14 protein-coding genes are annotated in these 14,907 nt (G+C 68.7%); 1 reads left to right on the plus strand and 13 read right to left on the minus strand.

Going from position 1 to position 14,907, the window contains the following annotated elements; genetic code table 11:
• Positions 1–10: 10 nt before the first annotated feature.
• The 12 genes from AC3EO7_RS21080 to AC3EO7_RS21135 form a co-directional block, all read right to left on the minus strand.
• The gene (locus tag AC3EO7_RS21080; RefSeq protein ID WP_435592179.1) at positions 11–1,939 is read right to left on the minus strand and encodes an arabinofuranosyltransferase AftB family protein; all 1,929 of its coding nucleotides are present in this window, start codon (positions 1,937–1,939) and stop codon (positions 11–13) included.
• A 4-nt stretch (positions 1,940–1,943) separates the two neighbouring features.
• Positions 1,944–2,870: a decaprenyl-phosphate phosphoribosyltransferase gene (locus AC3EO7_RS21085; RefSeq protein ID WP_431966397.1), complete on the minus strand. Its 927-nt coding sequence runs from the start codon at positions 2,868–2,870 to the stop codon at positions 1,944–1,946.
• Position 2,871: 1 nt separating this feature from the next.
• Positions 2,872–3,384, minus strand: coding sequence for a phosphatase PAP2 family protein (locus AC3EO7_RS21090; protein ID WP_431966777.1), 513 nt, complete (start codon positions 3,382–3,384; stop codon positions 2,872–2,874).
• 56 nt (positions 3,385–3,440) lie between these two features.
• A complete protein-coding gene (locus AC3EO7_RS21095) occupies positions 3,441–5,372 on the minus strand; it encodes a glycosyltransferase (protein ID WP_431966395.1) in 1,932 nt (643 codons plus the stop codon).
• Between the two features lie 77 nt (positions 5,373–5,449).
• Positions 5,450–6,676, minus strand: a complete 1,227-nt coding sequence (gene glf / locus AC3EO7_RS21100) for a UDP-galactopyranose mutase (RefSeq protein ID WP_435592180.1) — start codon at positions 6,674–6,676, stop codon at positions 5,450–5,452.
• Between the two features lie 640 nt (positions 6,677–7,316).
• Positions 7,317–7,805 carry an SDR family oxidoreductase gene (locus AC3EO7_RS21105; RefSeq protein ID WP_435592181.1) on the minus strand — a complete coding sequence of 163 codons (489 nt, stop codon included), beginning with the start codon at positions 7,803–7,805 and terminating at the stop codon, positions 7,317–7,319.
• A gap of 196 nt (positions 7,806–8,001) precedes the next feature.
• A complete protein-coding gene (locus AC3EO7_RS21110; RefSeq protein ID WP_431966389.1) occupies positions 8,002–8,781 on the minus strand; it encodes a VOC family protein in 780 nt (259 codons plus the stop codon).
• A 167-nt stretch (positions 8,782–8,948) separates the two neighbouring features.
• Complete coding sequence (locus tag AC3EO7_RS21115; protein WP_431966387.1) at positions 8,949–9,425, minus strand: hypothetical protein; 477 nt, start codon at positions 9,423–9,425, stop codon at positions 8,949–8,951.
• Positions 9,426–9,647: 222 nt separating this feature from the next.
• Positions 9,648–10,166, minus strand: a complete 519-nt coding sequence (locus AC3EO7_RS21120; protein ID WP_431966385.1) for a hypothetical protein — start codon at positions 10,164–10,166, stop codon at positions 9,648–9,650.
• Positions 10,167–10,241: 75 nt separating this feature from the next.
• On the minus strand, positions 10,242–10,415 hold the full coding sequence (locus AC3EO7_RS21125) for a hypothetical protein (RefSeq protein WP_488186282.1): 174 nt from the start codon (positions 10,413–10,415) through the stop codon (positions 10,242–10,244).
• A gap of 211 nt (positions 10,416–10,626) precedes the next feature.
• Positions 10,627–11,400 (minus strand): MerR family transcriptional regulator, encoded by a 774-nt coding sequence (locus tag AC3EO7_RS21130; protein WP_435592183.1) that lies wholly within the window; start codon positions 11,398–11,400, stop codon positions 10,627–10,629.
• 52 nt (positions 11,401–11,452) lie between these two features.
• A complete protein-coding gene (locus tag AC3EO7_RS21135; RefSeq protein WP_435592184.1) occupies positions 11,453–12,478 on the minus strand; it encodes an EamA family transporter in 1,026 nt (341 codons plus the stop codon).
• A 108-nt stretch (positions 12,479–12,586) separates the two neighbouring features.
• Here AC3EO7_RS21135 and AC3EO7_RS21140 point away from each other — a divergent pair, with 108 nt between their 5' ends.
• Entirely contained in the window at positions 12,587–13,087 is a 501-nt protein-coding gene (locus AC3EO7_RS21140; RefSeq protein ID WP_435592185.1) for a MarR family winged helix-turn-helix transcriptional regulator, read from the plus strand.
• A gap of 38 nt (positions 13,088–13,125) precedes the next feature.
• On the opposite strand, the gene AC3EO7_RS21145 is transcribed toward AC3EO7_RS21140, so the two are convergent.
• Positions 13,126–14,727, minus strand: coding sequence for a SpoIID/LytB domain-containing protein (locus tag AC3EO7_RS21145; RefSeq protein WP_435592186.1), 1,602 nt, complete (start codon positions 14,725–14,727; stop codon positions 13,126–13,128).
• Between the last annotated feature and the right edge of the window lie 180 nt (positions 14,728–14,907).

Genomic DNA, 14,907 nt, shown 5'->3' on the forward strand with positions numbered 1-14,907 from the left:
ACTCGCGAGCTCAGTTCGGTGGCTGCGGGAAAGGATCGACCAGCCCACAGCGCTCGATCTCGTATTTCGGCACCCGATCGATCCGGTACTTGGCGAACGACAGCGCGTTGCGCAGGTTGTGCCGGAAGCGCTCGAACGTCAGCGGATCGCGCGAGGACACCAGCAGCGCCTGGGTCTCCGGGCAGGACATCGCCGTGCGAGCCTGGGTGACCCACTTCTCGTCCAGGTACCAGGGCATCCACGGCTTCCTGTCGACCATGCCCGCGTCCACGACGACCCAGTCCGGGTACAGGCTCTTGTCGTGGCCGATGCGGCCGTCCACCAGGCGCTCGGTGTGCGCGGCCAGCGGATAGGCCAGGCCCATCTGGTCGATGACGCGCACGTCGAGCGGGACGTTCATGCTGGTCATGCCGAGATTCAGGAAGTACACCGTGTGCCCGGTCCCGCCGTCGGGGATGGGCTGCGGCGGCGGCGCGATGTACCAGAACATGAAGGACGGCGAGTTCAGCAGCAGGCCGCCGTTCGGCGTCTCCTGGATGTTGTTCACCATGGCCCGGATGCGCGGATAGTCGAGATAGTCCGAGGCCCGGATCGGGTGGTCGTGGCCGGTGTTGAGCACGTAGTAGACGCGCTCGTCGACGATGCCGGACGCGCTGATCTTGGTGCCTGTCTTGATGGCCGTGGTGCCTGAGGCGAACAGCGCCCAGCCGAGCGTGCCGAGCCAGGCGATCAGGATCACCGCGAACGACCAGTTCACCGCGCTGAGCCCGCCCTCGGGCAGCCGCAACGGGATCACCGCGACCGGAAGCAGCAGCAGGAACAGCTGCGGAAGCAGCATCCGCCCGTGCATGAAGTCGCCGCCGACCCGCAGCGCGTAGACGGTCAGCAGGAACCCGCTGACCAGCACCAGGGTGACCACCGCGGCGGGCGAGCGCAGCCACGCGCTGAACCGGCTCAGCCGCCCCTGCGGCGCGGCCGACGCACCGCTCGCCGGCGGCGCATCCGTCGCGCGCGCCGCGACGACGCCGACGATCAACAGCACGAGCAGCGGAATCCACAGGAAGTACGGGCCTACCAGGTCCCAGAGATAGGTGAAGCCCTGGCTCCACTTCGCCCCGCCCGCGTCCTTCGCGACAGCGGTGTTCGGGTAGGGCAGGCCGTAGTAGCCCATTCGCCAGATCTGGTAGCCCAGCGGCACCAGGCCCGCCACGGCGACGATGCCCGCGCGCAGCACGATCGGGCGGAACCGGGTCTCGGGCAGCGGCGCGAAGAAGATCATCAGCAGCGCCAGCGCGCCGACCAGCGTCATCTCCGGCCGGATCAGCGGAGCCAGTCCGGCGAAGAACACCAGGCCGAACAGCCCGGCGAGCCGCACCCGCTCGGCCTGCGCCCAGCGCAGCATCAACCACCACAGCGCGCCGAGCCAGCAGATAACGAGGCCGCTCTCCAGACCGGAGGTGGCGTAGTCGCGGGCGGGCGGCACCGCGATGTAGACCAGCACGCCCGCGGGCAGCAGCAGCGCCGACTTCGTGCCGCCCCACAGGCGGGCCGTGCCGAGCATGGCGAACACCATCGCGGCCACCGAGAGCGTCAGCGCGATGCCGAGCACCACGTACTCGAGGCGCGCCTGGGTCAGCCAGCTGAAGAACCAGACGATGTAGGTCCACGCCGTGCTGGTGTTGGTCTCCACCCGCTCGTCCATGTTGAACACCGGGCCGTAGCCCGCCATCAGGTTGCGCACGGTACGCAGCACGATCAGGCCGTCGTCGGCGATCCAGCGCCGCTGCCAGCCGCCGACCGCGAAGAGCGCCGCGGTGAGCGCGATCCCACCGACGAACGTGGCTCGGGATAGGCGGTCGAACGACGAGGCGGAGCTCGCCTGCGCGTTGGCAGGGCGTTCCGCCTCGTCTTCAGTTCGCTCCGCTCCCTCTACCAACATCTCGTCAGGTGAGATAGACAGCGACACCTACCGCTCCGATCCAGGCGATTGCGAGGAACTGGAGGACGCGATCCCCCAGCGCGATCTCTTCGGGTTCTCCGGCCTCGCCACCGTCGACGTCGACCGCGTAACGCAGGATTGCGATGGTAAACGGGATCATCGAGATGGCGAACCAGGTGGTGTCGTTTGCTCGATCCTGCTCGAAGGCCCACAGCCCGTAGAACACCACGACGGCGGTGGCCGCCAACGTCCAGATGAAGCGCAGGTAGGTGGGCGTGTAGTACTCGAGCGACTTGCGGATCTTGGCGCCGGTGGCGAGCGCGATCTGCAGTTCGGCGTAGCGCTTGCCCGCTGCCATGACCAGCGAACCGAACGCCATGACCAGCAGGAACCACTGCGAGAGCGGGATGTCCGCTGCCACGCCACCCGCGACGGCGCGCAGTAGGAAGCCGCTCGACACGATGCAGATGTCCAGCACCGCTTGGTGCTTGAGCCCGAAGCAGTAGGCCAGCTGGATGGCGATGTAGACCGCCATCACCACCGCCAGCTGCCAGGCCGCGAGGAACGAGCCGACGATCGAGCCGATCAGCAGGACCGCGGACAGGCCGTAGGCCAGGTTCACCGGGACGACGCCCGCCGCGATGGGGCGGAACCGTTTGGTCGGGTGGGCCCGGTCGGCCTCCACGTCCAGCGCGTCGTTGACCAGGTAGATGCCCGAGGCCGCCATGCAGAACACCACGAAGGCGACTCCGACATGGGCGAGCACGTCGATCTCGGTCACCGAGCCCGCGGCGAGCGGGGCGGCGAGCACGAGGACGTTCTTGACCCACTGACGCGGCCGGCAAGCCTTGATAAGACCGCCCGCCAGCGTCTTCGGCGGACCCTTGACAACGGCCTCGGCCAGATCGGCGCCGGTCGGCTCTTCACTCATGTCAACCAAGGCCTTTTCGTGTGCGGTCACTATCAAGTCTCTTTTCGGCGGCTAGCAAGGCAGCGGCGGACGCGGCACCGAGCGCGGATCCGGCGAGCACGTCGGAGGGATAGTGCACCCCGAGTACGACTCGGGAGAGCAACATCGGTGGTACGAGCACCGCAGGCAAGGGTAGCCCGGTGAGTCTGCCGAGCAACACCGCAGCCGCCGTCGTGGAGGTGGCGTGCGAGGAGGGGAAGCTCAGCTTGCTCGGCGTCCCGACGTTGACCTGCACCGACGGATCGTTCGGGCGCGGGCGCCTGACCACGCGCTTGATCACGATGGAGGCCGCGTGCGCGCCGACCGCGCCCACCGCGACCCCGGCCCACTGCCGCCGCCGCGGCTTGTCGAGCAACCAGCCGGCGGCCGCGATGCCGACCCAGCCGAGCGCGTGCTCGCCGAAGTGCGACATGCCGCGCGCGGCCGAGACGACCGTTGGGTTGGTGCCGATGCTCGCCTGCACGGCATTGATGATCGCGACCTCCGGTGGCCTGCCGGCCGAATCCTGGAGGCTGGGGTTGACCGCACTCACTACTTGGTTCCGTCCTGCTCGATGCCGAATGCGCTCTCCCACGCCGCGGTGCTGGTGAGCCGCGGGTGCGCGGCGCGGTAGCGCTGCTGCATCTCGGGGAAGCGGGCCGCGAGCTCCTTGCGCAGCCGCATGGCCTCCTTGAACAGGGCCAAGGCCTGGCGCGGGTCGCGCTTGCGGTAGACGACGCCGCGGCCGTCGGCCGTGGTGACGGTGACGCCGTCGACCTGCGAGAGCAGGAACCAGCGCGCGTCCAGCGTCGGCACGTTCAGCTGCGGGGTCTCGTGGTGTTCGGTGTGTGCCGGGCGCAGGCTGTGCACCACGCCCTTGACCAGCCGGACGACCTTCGCGATCGGGTTCGGCGGCTCGCCCACCGCGCCGACGCCGATGTGGCTGGCCAGCGGGAGGTCGGTGGAGGAGGGCAGGATCACCGCGTCCGGGTACTGCTTGCGCAGCGCGTGCACCGCGCCGAGCGCGCTCGGCAGCAGCTGGAACAGCCGCTCCGGGCCCGCGAGGAAGTCGCGGATGGCGAGGTTCTGGATCGCCACCGTCGAGTACTCCAGGCAGAGCAGGTGCTTGAGCGTGGCCTTGACGGTGTTGACGATCATGCCGCGCCCGTCGCCAGGCATGTGCAGTGAGGCGACCACCAGGCGGTTGCGCAGGTGGAAGTACGCCTGCCAGTCGATGGCGTCGTCCTTGTCGCTCCACGCCATGTGCCAGACCGCGGCGCCGGGCAGGGTGACGGTCGGGTAGCCGGCGGCGCGGGCGCGCAGGCCGTACTCGGCATCGTCCCACTTGAGGAACAGCGGCAGCGGCTGGCCGATCTCCTCGGCGACCTGGCGCGGGATCACGCAGGTCCACCAGCCGTTGAAGTCGACGTCGATGCGCCGGTGCAACAGCTTGGAGTTGTCGCGGTCGCGCAGCGGGTACTTGGAGAAATCGTGGTCGTACTCGACGTTCGGGGCCGCCGTCCACATGAAGATGCTCCGGTCGACCACCTCGCCCATGACGTGCAGGTGCGAGCGCTCCTGGAGGTTGAGCATCTGCCCGCCGACCAGCACAGGAGACTTGGCGAACCGGGAGAAGGCCAGCGCGCGCAGGATCGAGTCGGGCTCGATCTCGATGTCGTCGTCCATGTAGACGATGTACTGGGCGTCGGTGGTCTTCAGCGCCTCGTACATGACCCGGCTGTAGCCGCCGGAGCCGCCGAGGTTGGGCTGGTCGTGGATGGCGAGGCGATCGCCGAGCACGGCGGCGGCCTCGGCGAAACCGGGCTCGTCGACGACCTTCTCGGTGCCCTGGTCCGGGATGATGACGGCCTTGATCTTCTCCAGCACCAGCGGGTCGGAGCCGAGGGCGCCGAGGGTCTTCACCGCGTCGGTGGGCCGGTTGAAGGTGGGCATGCCGACCGCGATACTGCCGTCGCCCGGCGCCTCGACCGGGGCGTACCAGCCGCCGGAGAGCAGCGTGACCGCCGTGTCGGTGGTGATGTCGAACCAGATCCAGCCGCCGTCCTCGAACGGCGCCAGGTCGGTCTCGAACTCCACCGTCGTCGAGTCGGCGCCCGACGCGACCGCGAACTCGCTGCCCTGCACGTGGATTCTCGAGCCGTCGGCCTTGGAGCGGTACATGTCCACCCGGCCGTGTCCGGCCAGCTCCAGCCGCAGCACCACCGAGGTCAGCACGCTCCAGCGGCGCCAGTAGCTGGCGGGCAGCGCGTTGAAGTAGGTACAGAAGGAGACCTCGGACTCCGCGCCGATGGACAGCGAGGTGCGGGTGGTCGCGTGCGCGCGCTTGGCGTTGGTCGCCGATTCCTCCAGGTAGAGGGTGCGCACGTCGAGAGGCTCACCCGGCCGGGGCAGGATGATGCGCTGCAGCAGCGATTTCGCGCGGGTCTCGGTCGTCATGTCTTCCAACATCGGTGAAGAGGTCATTCTGCACTTTCCGCGTCCGTGCGGGACACCCGCACCCGGTCGGCTTCGATGAGCAGGGCTTCGCGAGTGTGGCTCACCTACGCCTCCTGATCCACGAGAGGCGCGCCCGACTCCAGGTGCGGTCGCAGCACATTGTCGAACATGCTCAGCGCGGCGCCGATGGCCATGTGCATGTCCAGGTACTGGTAGGTGCCGAGGCGGCCGCCGAAAAGCACCTTCGCCGAGGCGGTCTCCTGCTTGGCGCGCTCGCGGTAGGCGAGCAGCTTGGCGCGGTCCTCCGGCGTGTTGATCGGGTAGTACGGCTCGTCGCCGGTCTGCGCGAAGCGGGAGTACTCGCGCATGATCACCGTCTTGTCGGTGGGGTACTCGCGCTCGGGGTGGAAGTGGCGCGGCTCGATGATGCGGGTGTACGGCACGTCCGCGTCGTTGTAGTTCATCACCGAGGTGCCCTGGAAGTCACCGGATTCGAGCACTTCGGTCTCGAAGTCGATGGTGCGCCAGCCGAGTTCGCCCTCGCTGTAGTCGAAGTAGCGGTCCAGCGGGCCGGTGTAGACCACGGGGGCGTCGGGGCTCTGGGCGCGCACCTCGTCGCGCACCTCGAACCAGTCGGTGTCCAGCCGGACCTCGATGAGCTCGGAGGCGGCCATGTTCTCCAGCCACTTCGTGTACCCCTGGGTGGGCAGGCCCTCGAAGGTGTCGTTGAAGTAGCGGTTGTCGAAGTTGTAGCGCACCGGAAGGCGGGTGATGTTGCCCGCGGGCAGTTCCTTGGGATCGGTCTGCCACTGCTTGGCGGTGTAGTCGCGGACGAACGCCTCGTAGAGCGGGCGGCCGATCAGCGAGATGGCCTTCTCCTCGAGGTTCTGCGCGTCCTTGGTCTCGACCTCGGCGGCCTGCTCGGCGATCAGCGCGCGCGCCTCGTCGGGGGTGAAGTAGCGACCGAAGAACTGCGAGATCAGGCCGAGGCCCATCGGGAACTGGTAGGCCTGCCCCTTGTGCATCGCGAACACGCGGTGCTGGTAGCCGGTGAACTCGGTGAACTGGGTGACGTAGTCCCAGACCTTCTTGTTCGAGGTGTGGAACAGGTGCGCACCGTATTTGTGGATCTCGATCCCGGTTTCCGGTTCCGGCTCCGAGTAGGCATTGCCGCCGATGTGATAGCGGCGATCTAGCACCAGGACGCGTTTGCCCAGGATATTGGCGGCGCGTTCGGCAATGGTCAGCCCGAAGAAGCCGGAGCCGACGACGATCAGATCGAACTGTGCGGAGGGGTTGGCGGAGTTACCGGGGGACGATGCGACGGTCACGGGAGCCCAGCGTATCGGAAGTCGGTCCGCGGTCAGGGGGGAAGGCGGCCGGGGACCGCCCTGGTGCGCGCCGACGGCACCTGCACCCCGCTGGCCGAGCTCACCACCGCCGCGCTCGTCGAACGCACCAGGACCTACCTCGACACCGCCGACCTGCCGCTCGACCGGCCCGTCATGCACGCCGCCGACGCCGTGCGGTCGTTCCTGAACGAGAACCGGGTCGCCGAACTGGCGCTGCCGCGTCGCACCGAGGAGCTCGGCCCGCTGGTGCACGCCATCGACTACGGGCCGCCGACCTTCCTCACCAACCTCGGCTTCAGCGTCTACGAGGGCCGCGCGCTGAACACCGTGCCGCTCGCCGAGGTGCGCGTCGATCACGCGTTCGACCTGGCCACCCTCACCTTCGACGTCACAAGCCTGCTGCTCACCGCGGGCAACATGACCCTCGGCTTCACCGGCGTGGCCTCCAGCGTGACCACACCGCTCTCGATCATCCAAACGCTGGCCTTCTCCCCTGCCACGTACGGCGCGCCGATCCTCAAAGGGAGTCATGCAGTCCATGTGCGCCGCCTGAGCGGTCTCTTCGCGGACTCCTCGCAGAAGTTGCGGCCGCTGCGAGGAGTAGCGAAGGACTGCAAGATCAGGACGGGAAGCCGACATCGAGTTCGTCGTGGGTGCGCTCGGTGTACATGCGCCAGTAGTGTTCGCCCAGTTCGGCGTTGGTCATGCGCGGGATTTCGACGCCGGGCGGCGCGAGCTCGGGGTTTTCCGCGAGGAGACGTTCGGCCTTGCTGTCGCCGATCAGCGCGCCGATGTTGAGCAGGCCGACGTAGACGCCAGTGCCGCGCAGCTCGGCGTGCAGCTGACGGATGTAGGTGCGCTGCGCGGCGAGGGCGACGCCGAAGTTGGCCAGGTAGGGCAGCAGGTGGTGTTCGGAGGAGCCCGAGGAGAACAGCAGCGTGCCTTCGCCGCGCTCGAGCATCGCGGGGAGCAGCGCGCGGGTCAGCAGGATCGGCGAGTGCAGCTTCAGCGTGATCGGGACGGACAGGGCGGCCACGTTCACCTCGAGGGTCGACGGTGTGCGAGCGGCGGGGTCGGCCGCCGCGCGGTGCCGACGCCCCCGCCGCACACCCCCTCCCGGTCCCCCCTCACCGAAGCCCAACTGATGCGGGCACTTCGGAAGTAGCGGGCTCCTCCTCCGTCGGCAGAATCACTCGCTACCGCAATCCGGTAGCGAGTGATTGCGAAACCACGCGGCCATCCTCGCATCGGCGGTCGGGTTGAAGTCGACCGTGCACGGTGGCGCGCCGTTTTGTTTCAGTGGCTCAGCCGTTCAAGCGGATGATCGAAAAGTACGCGCCCTGTGGGTCTCCCAGCACTGCGAAGCGTCCGACCGGGATGTCGGTCGGGGGAACCGAGACCGTCCCGCCCAGCTGGGATGTTCGGTTCGCGGACGCGTCGCAATCGGACACCGCGAAATAGACCATCCAATGCGGCGGTACTTCGGCGGGCCACTGCTCGTTCATCTCGACCATGCCCGCGATGGACCGGCCACCGACCTTCCATTCGGTGTAGGTGGTATCGCCGAACTCGCTTGTCTCGCCCTCCCAACCGAACACCTCGCCGTAAAAGGACTTGGCGGCAGAGATATCGCGGCAGTTGAGTTCACTCCAGCAGTAGGTGTTCGGTTCGTTCACGTACCCCGCGCCTTGGAACGCGCGCGGCTGCCAGACACTGATCATCGCGCCGAGCGGGTCGGCGAAGACAGCCATCCGGCCCTGATCTGGGATGTCCGTGGGCTCCATGACGACCTGCCCACCCGCGGATTGCACAGCTTTGGCGGTAGCGTCGGCGTCGGTGACGCTGACGTAGCTGTTCCACGCGGGCGGCTGCGCCTCCGCCGATGTCGGCATCGCGGCGGAGACCTCGTGGCCTTCGGCGCCCTCCAGCGTGAACATGGTGTAGCCGCCGTACTGCGGATCCGGCGAGGTTTGTGCGTGCCAGCCGAACAAGTCTCCGTAGAAGGCTTTGGCGGCTTCCAGGTCGGTCGTGGCGAGATCGACCCAGCAAGGTACCCCTGGTTCGTACGAGCTCAACTGCGGCATGACGCGGCTCCTCTCGAGGATCGACGGTGACCGACTCCCGGCCGACGGAATCGGCACCGCAAAGCCTACGTATCCCGCGGGCCGTCATTGGGTAATCCGGAACCCGCGTCGTTCGATCGTCCGGCGATCCACTCGGGAATCGCTCGATGACCGAATCCGGTTCGCGCTCAGTAGTACGGGTACGGCGGGTGGCCGTAGGGCGGATACGCGGGCGGGTAGGCCGGTTGGCGGCGGGCGGCGATCCATCGGCCCGTGGGGCTGGCGACGGCGAGGCCGAAGATGGTGGCGGACAGGACGAGTGGCAGTCCGCCCGCGATGCCGCCGAGGGCGACCAGCACGAGCGCGCCGAGCAGGGCGATCGAGGACATCCCGATGACGATGACGCGCCCCGCCGTCTGCCGCATGAACAGCAGCAGCGCACCGAGCAGCCAGAGCAGCGCCACCAGCGCGCCGACACCGATGCCGATGAACGCGGCGGGCTCCACGTCGTTGCTCGCATCGAGCGCCTCGACGAGGCCGATGGCCACGCCGACCATGCCGAGCAGGCCGACGAGCGTCGACAGCACCCCGGCCGTGATCGCGGTGCCGCCGCTGGGCGCGGGCGGCGGAAAGCCGTACCCCGGTGGGCCGTACGGATAGTTCATTGGGCTTCCCCTCCCCGAAGGCTTGCGACGCCCTCTCAGCCGTGAACTCTACCGCTCCAACGCTGGGATGCTCGACCGCAATTCAGCCCACCGAACACCGCCGCGACGTTGGGCGGTTGTCGCCTCACGTCACGACCACGCGCCGCGACCCCGCAGTCACGATCACCGAAATCGACGCTGCGGGTGGTATATCCACTGCCGCAGAAAGACCGTGGGGCAAGCTCAATCAGAGCGACGCGCCGACAGCGCGGCGAGGACCGAAATGGTCACTGGCAGCGCGAGACCCGTGAGATTCGCCAGCCACTCGCCGTGCACCATCGCCGTCACGGTGCCGACCAGGCCCGCAGTCGACGTGGCGATGTCCACCGCGACACCGCCTTGCTCGGCCCAGTGGATGCCGTACTCGGATTCGTAGCCGAACAGCGCGGCGATCAGTCCCGCGATGCCGACGACCGTCCACACGCCCGCGGCGACGAGCACCGTGAAGCGCCCGTCCTCGTCGCCGCGGATGATCAGAACCGCGCCGTAGCCGAGCGCGAAGGCCAGCAGCAGCGCGCCGAGTGCGGTCGAGACCGCGAGCGAGTTGTCGTAGTGCCCCGGGTCGCCGAAGAAGCCGAAGGCGAGTACGAGCAGCCCGACCAGGTTCGCCGCCGCGCCGATCGCGGCGAACAGCGCGACCGCGGTCGCGAGCGTCCCGGGCTCGGCCTGCCGAGTGCCCGAACTCTCCTGGCTGTAGAGCATGCGTGTACGTCCCTCCGAGTCGATCGGTCGAACCCATAAATTATGCGCACGGATTGCCCCGCGCGCGCCGATCGGTCAGCGCGGCGCCCGGCCCGCCGCGATCCACTCCCGCGTCGCGTCGAGAGAAGCCAGAGTCAGGATCGCGACCTGGAAGAACCCGCGAATCAGCGCGTCCCGTTGACCGCTCCCCGGACCGAAACCCGCGGCCACGAAACCGGCCAGCGCGAGCAGCGCAGCCACCCCGATCACGATGATCCGCCCGGCCGTCGACTCTTCCGACCGGCTTCCTGCTCGTGCACGCGCCATTCCTCCCGCTTCGAGCGAACCCATGATCATGCACGCGAAAGCGCCCGCACGCGAATCCGCGTGCGGGCGCTGGCTTTACACCTGGTCGGTGCACGCCGCCGGGCAGCGTTCGTCGGCGAGCTCGTGCCCGGCGGGAGCGGAGGCGAAGGTACGCCTACCGCAGGTTGGCCTCCGCGTAGACCTTCATCGCGTCGCGCACGAACGCGGCGGTGCCCGCGGCGTGCACGTCGTAGTTGACTGCGAATCGCGGGTCGTCGACGTACAACTGGCCGATTCCGATGAAGGCGTCGGCCGTCACCGGCTTGCCACCCCAGCCGTCGCCGATCCAGGCGCGGTGCCGGGCGGTGATGGCTTGGACCTCGTCGCTGTCCACCGGAAGCCCGGCGGCGTGCGCGCGACCGAAGTCGGCGGCGATGTCCAGCTGGGTCTGCTGGAAGTCCTGCTTCTGCTGATCGCTGAGCGAACGCCACCAGCGGTCACTGCTGTCGTAGGCTTCCTTGCCCCAGCGTTCGATGACCTCGTCCTTGTATTGCGTGTGGTCGAACCCGTCGAAAACCTCTGCTGCCACGAGTTTTTCACCTCTTTCCGTCTTTTGCAGCGTGGTGTGCACCGAGTCGATCTGGCGTCGGATCCGATCCTGTTCCTGCCGAAGCAGGTCCAGGTGCGTACGCAGTGCGGCGGTGGTGTCCTGTTCGCCCGCGAGTACGTCGGCGATGACCGGGAGGCCGAGGCCGAGTTCCCGCAGCAGCAGGATGCGTTGCAGCCGCACCAGGGAGTCCTGGTCGTAGTAGCGGTACCCGTTGGCGCCGATCCGGCTGGGCGGCAACAGCCCGAGCTGCCCGTAGTGGCGCAGCGTGCGGCTGGTGGTACCGGCCGCCTTCGCCAGATCCTGGATGGACCATTCACCGGTCCGGGTGCCCGCGGTCACGACCGGGCGCTCCTTCCTTTTCTCGTCGGTGAACCCAGTCTGCAAGTTGACGCTACGTCAAGGTCAACCCGCTTTTGCGCTGGTTCTTCGCCCCCGCCCCCACCAGCATGCGCGCCGCATCCGTGGGCCGCTCCCTATTTTCGAGCTCGGCGCCCCCGCCGACCGCTTCGGCCTCATCGACCTTCTCGACTTCGCCGACCTTCGGCCGCGCGGTGGTCTGCCCGAGCAACGTGCCGCCCAGCGCGATCACCATGCCGAGCACCTGCAACGGAGTCAGCGCCTGCCCCAAGGCGACCCAGCCGATGACCGCCGCCGACACCGGGCTGAGCAGTCCGAGGAACGCGACCGACGTGGCGGGCACCTTCGCGATACCGCGGAACCACAACCAGTAGGCCAGCGCGGTGCCGATCACGCCCAGGTAGAGGTAGCCGCCGACGGCTTGGGCATCCAGCGCGGGCGGTGCGCCCTCGATCAGCGCGGCGAGCGGGAGGATGAACAGGCCGCCCGCGGTGAGCTGCCAGCCCGTCATGGCCAGCGGGCCGACGCCGTCGGGTCGCCCCCACTTCTTCGTCAGCACCGTGCCGAGCGCCATCGATCCCGCGCCCGCCAGTCCGGCGAACATGCCGACGGTGTCGAGCTGAGCGGTGGCCCGTAGCACCACGAGCGAGACGCCGAACACGCCGATCACTCCGGCGAGAACCTTACGGCCGGTAGGCCTTTCGTTCAGTACTCCGGCGGCGAAGAGCAGCGCGAACATCGGCGCGACCGCGCCGAGGACGCCCGCGACGCCGCCGGGCAGCCGGTAGGCGGCGAGGAACAGCAGCGGGAAGAACGCGCCGATATTGAGCACACCGAGCGCCGCGGCGCGGCCGATCCACAGACCTTTCGGCAGCGTGCGAGTGAGCGCGAGCAGCACGAGCCCGGCGGGCAGCGCGCGCATCAGCGCGGTGAACAGCGGCCGGTCCGGCGGCAGGAACTCGGTGGTGACGGCGTAGGTGGACCCCCACACGATCGGCGTGAGGGCGGTGAGCGCGAGGGTGCCCGCGTAGGGGTTCCGTGCCGCGGTGGTGATGGACATATCGGTCGCTCCTCATTGATAATCTCAACGTTGAAATATCTACTCCAAGCGGTGTCTCATCGTCAAGTAGATGAATGTTGAGATTCTTAGAACAGAGAGGAGTCCGCGATGGGCGACGCCGTCGACCTGATCACGGAGCACTGGCGCCGCGAGCGTCCGGACGTGGACGTCTCGCCGATGCACGTCATCGGCCGGATCACCCGCTTGTCCCGGGTGCTCGAGCAGGACCTGAAGCGCTTCTTCGCCGGACACGGCCTGGAGTTCTGGGAGTTCGACGTGCTCGCGACCCTGCGCCGCTCCGGCGGCGCGAAAGGGCTCACCGCGGGCGCGCTGAACCGGGCCGCGATGGTCACCTCCGGCGCCATCACCAACCGCATCGACCGATTGGCGGCCAAAGGCCTGGTCGAAAGGGTGCCGAGCGCCGAGGACCGACGCTCCATCCGCGTCCGCCTCACCGCCGAGGGCAGGAACCTCGTCGACGAGCTACTGCCGCTGCACGTCGCCAACGAACAGCGCCTGCTCGAGGCCCTCGGCGCCGAGGACCGCGAAGAACTGAGCGCCCTGCTGCGCCGACTGTCCGAATCGTTGGGCGACACCAAACTGGACTGACAGCACACGAGCCGGAAACCCTTGCGGCGCTCCGCCGATCAGCGGCGCCCGAACACCTCCTCGAGCGACGGTATGGCGAACCCCGGGTTCGGCGCCTGCTCATGCGGCACACCCGACGGCGCAGGCGCACCGGTCGCCGGGCCGCTTCCCACCGCGGTTCCCGCCGACGCCGCGGCACCGGGCAGCGCTCCGCCACCGCCCGACGCCCCCGCACCGGGCGCAACCCGCTCACCGGGCGGCACACCGCTACCCACAGACGCACCCGCACCGGGCGCAACCCGCTCACCGGGCTGCACACCGCCACCCATAGACGCCCCTACACCGGGCAGCGCGTGTCCGCCGGGCAGAACCTCCCGACCCGAGGGCACCGCAGCCCCCGAAGCCGGCGCGGAGTTCGACCCCGGCGTCCCACCAGGCCGCTCCGGCGAACCCGTCGGCGCGGCCCCCACGCCGCCCGGATCGGGTACGAGCTGCAACAGCGTCGTGAAGTCCACCACCTGCGCACCGAGCGTCGGCGTGACGATGATGACGCCGTTGGTGAACATCCGGTAGGTGCCCGCCCGCTGCGGCAGCAGCATCTCCGGCCCGAGCGGCGCGCCCAGCGAACCCGCCTCGCCGCCGCGGCGCTGATATTCGAGGTCGATCGGCGACTGCGTGGTCGCGGCACGTGTGCGCGGATCCGGCCGCGGGTCCGTCGGCGGACGACCCACCGCGAGTTCGGCGGGCGTGGGGCCCACGTCGAAGGCGTAGATGTCGGCGGGTTCGCCGCCGTCCGGCGCGGAGGAATACTCCGAACGCAGGATGCGACCGTCGCGCAGCAGCACGGTGCCCGCGGTGGACGCGATGGTCGCGGCGGTGCGCGGATCTTCCTTCACCGTCCCGGGATACACCTGGCAGTCGGTGGTGTCGCAAGTCTGCGCGTACGGATACCTGCGCTCGGCGAGCACATACGACCGGGCCGCGATGGCCTGCGCGCGCAGCGCCTCACCCGCGCCCTTGTCGACCCAGTTCGCCTGGACTTCGGCCGGAACGACGCCGAGCAGGTAGTCCTCCACGTCGACGCGGTTGATCGTGCGCGGCTCCCCGTTCTCGGTGGCGAGGCCGAGCGAGCCGCGGTAGGCGGTTCCGCCGCACAAGGTGAGATGTTCGGACGCGGGCCGGTTCGGCTTGGGGTCGAGGGGATAGATCCACGGATCGGAAGTGACTGTCTGCCAGAGGACTTCGCCGTCGCATCCGACGGTGACGACCACGTTCGCGCCGCCGTCCGGCAGCGGAGTGAGGTGAGCGACCTGGCCCGCCGCCACTTCCCGGCCCGCCACCCGGAATCCGGCTTCGGCGTAGGCGTCGAGGGTGGAACCGTCCTGTTCCATGAGCCGCACGGCCAGGTTGGTCGGCGGGCTGGTCCCGAGTGTCGCGCCCGGGTAGTAGTGCTCGAGTATGCGTTCGGCGAGCCAACCCTGCTGGGCGCTGTCGAAGGCGCCGACCTGGCTCATGCCCCGGCCGTGGCCGGCAAGCGGCCGGATGGGCGTGTCCCCCGGCCAGCCCCAGAGCGCGACGGCAGTGCCCGCCAGGACGGCGGCGCATCCGGTGACGAGCACGGGCCGCGCCGATATCGGGGCGGGCCGCATTCTGTTCCGCACTCTGAAGCGCCTGGTGTGCTGCGCTCTTTCGATCCCCCACGCGCTCGGACGGTGCTGCTGGCTGCGTCGCATTCGAATCTCCCACGGTTCCAGGACCGGATCAGTCGGATACCTGTCGGCATGTCGTTCCGTCCGGTCGCATTCCGAGAGCTACATTCGAGCAATTACGTGATTCTAACT

The sequence above is a fragment of the Nocardia sp. bgisy118 genome (assembly GCF_057708605.1).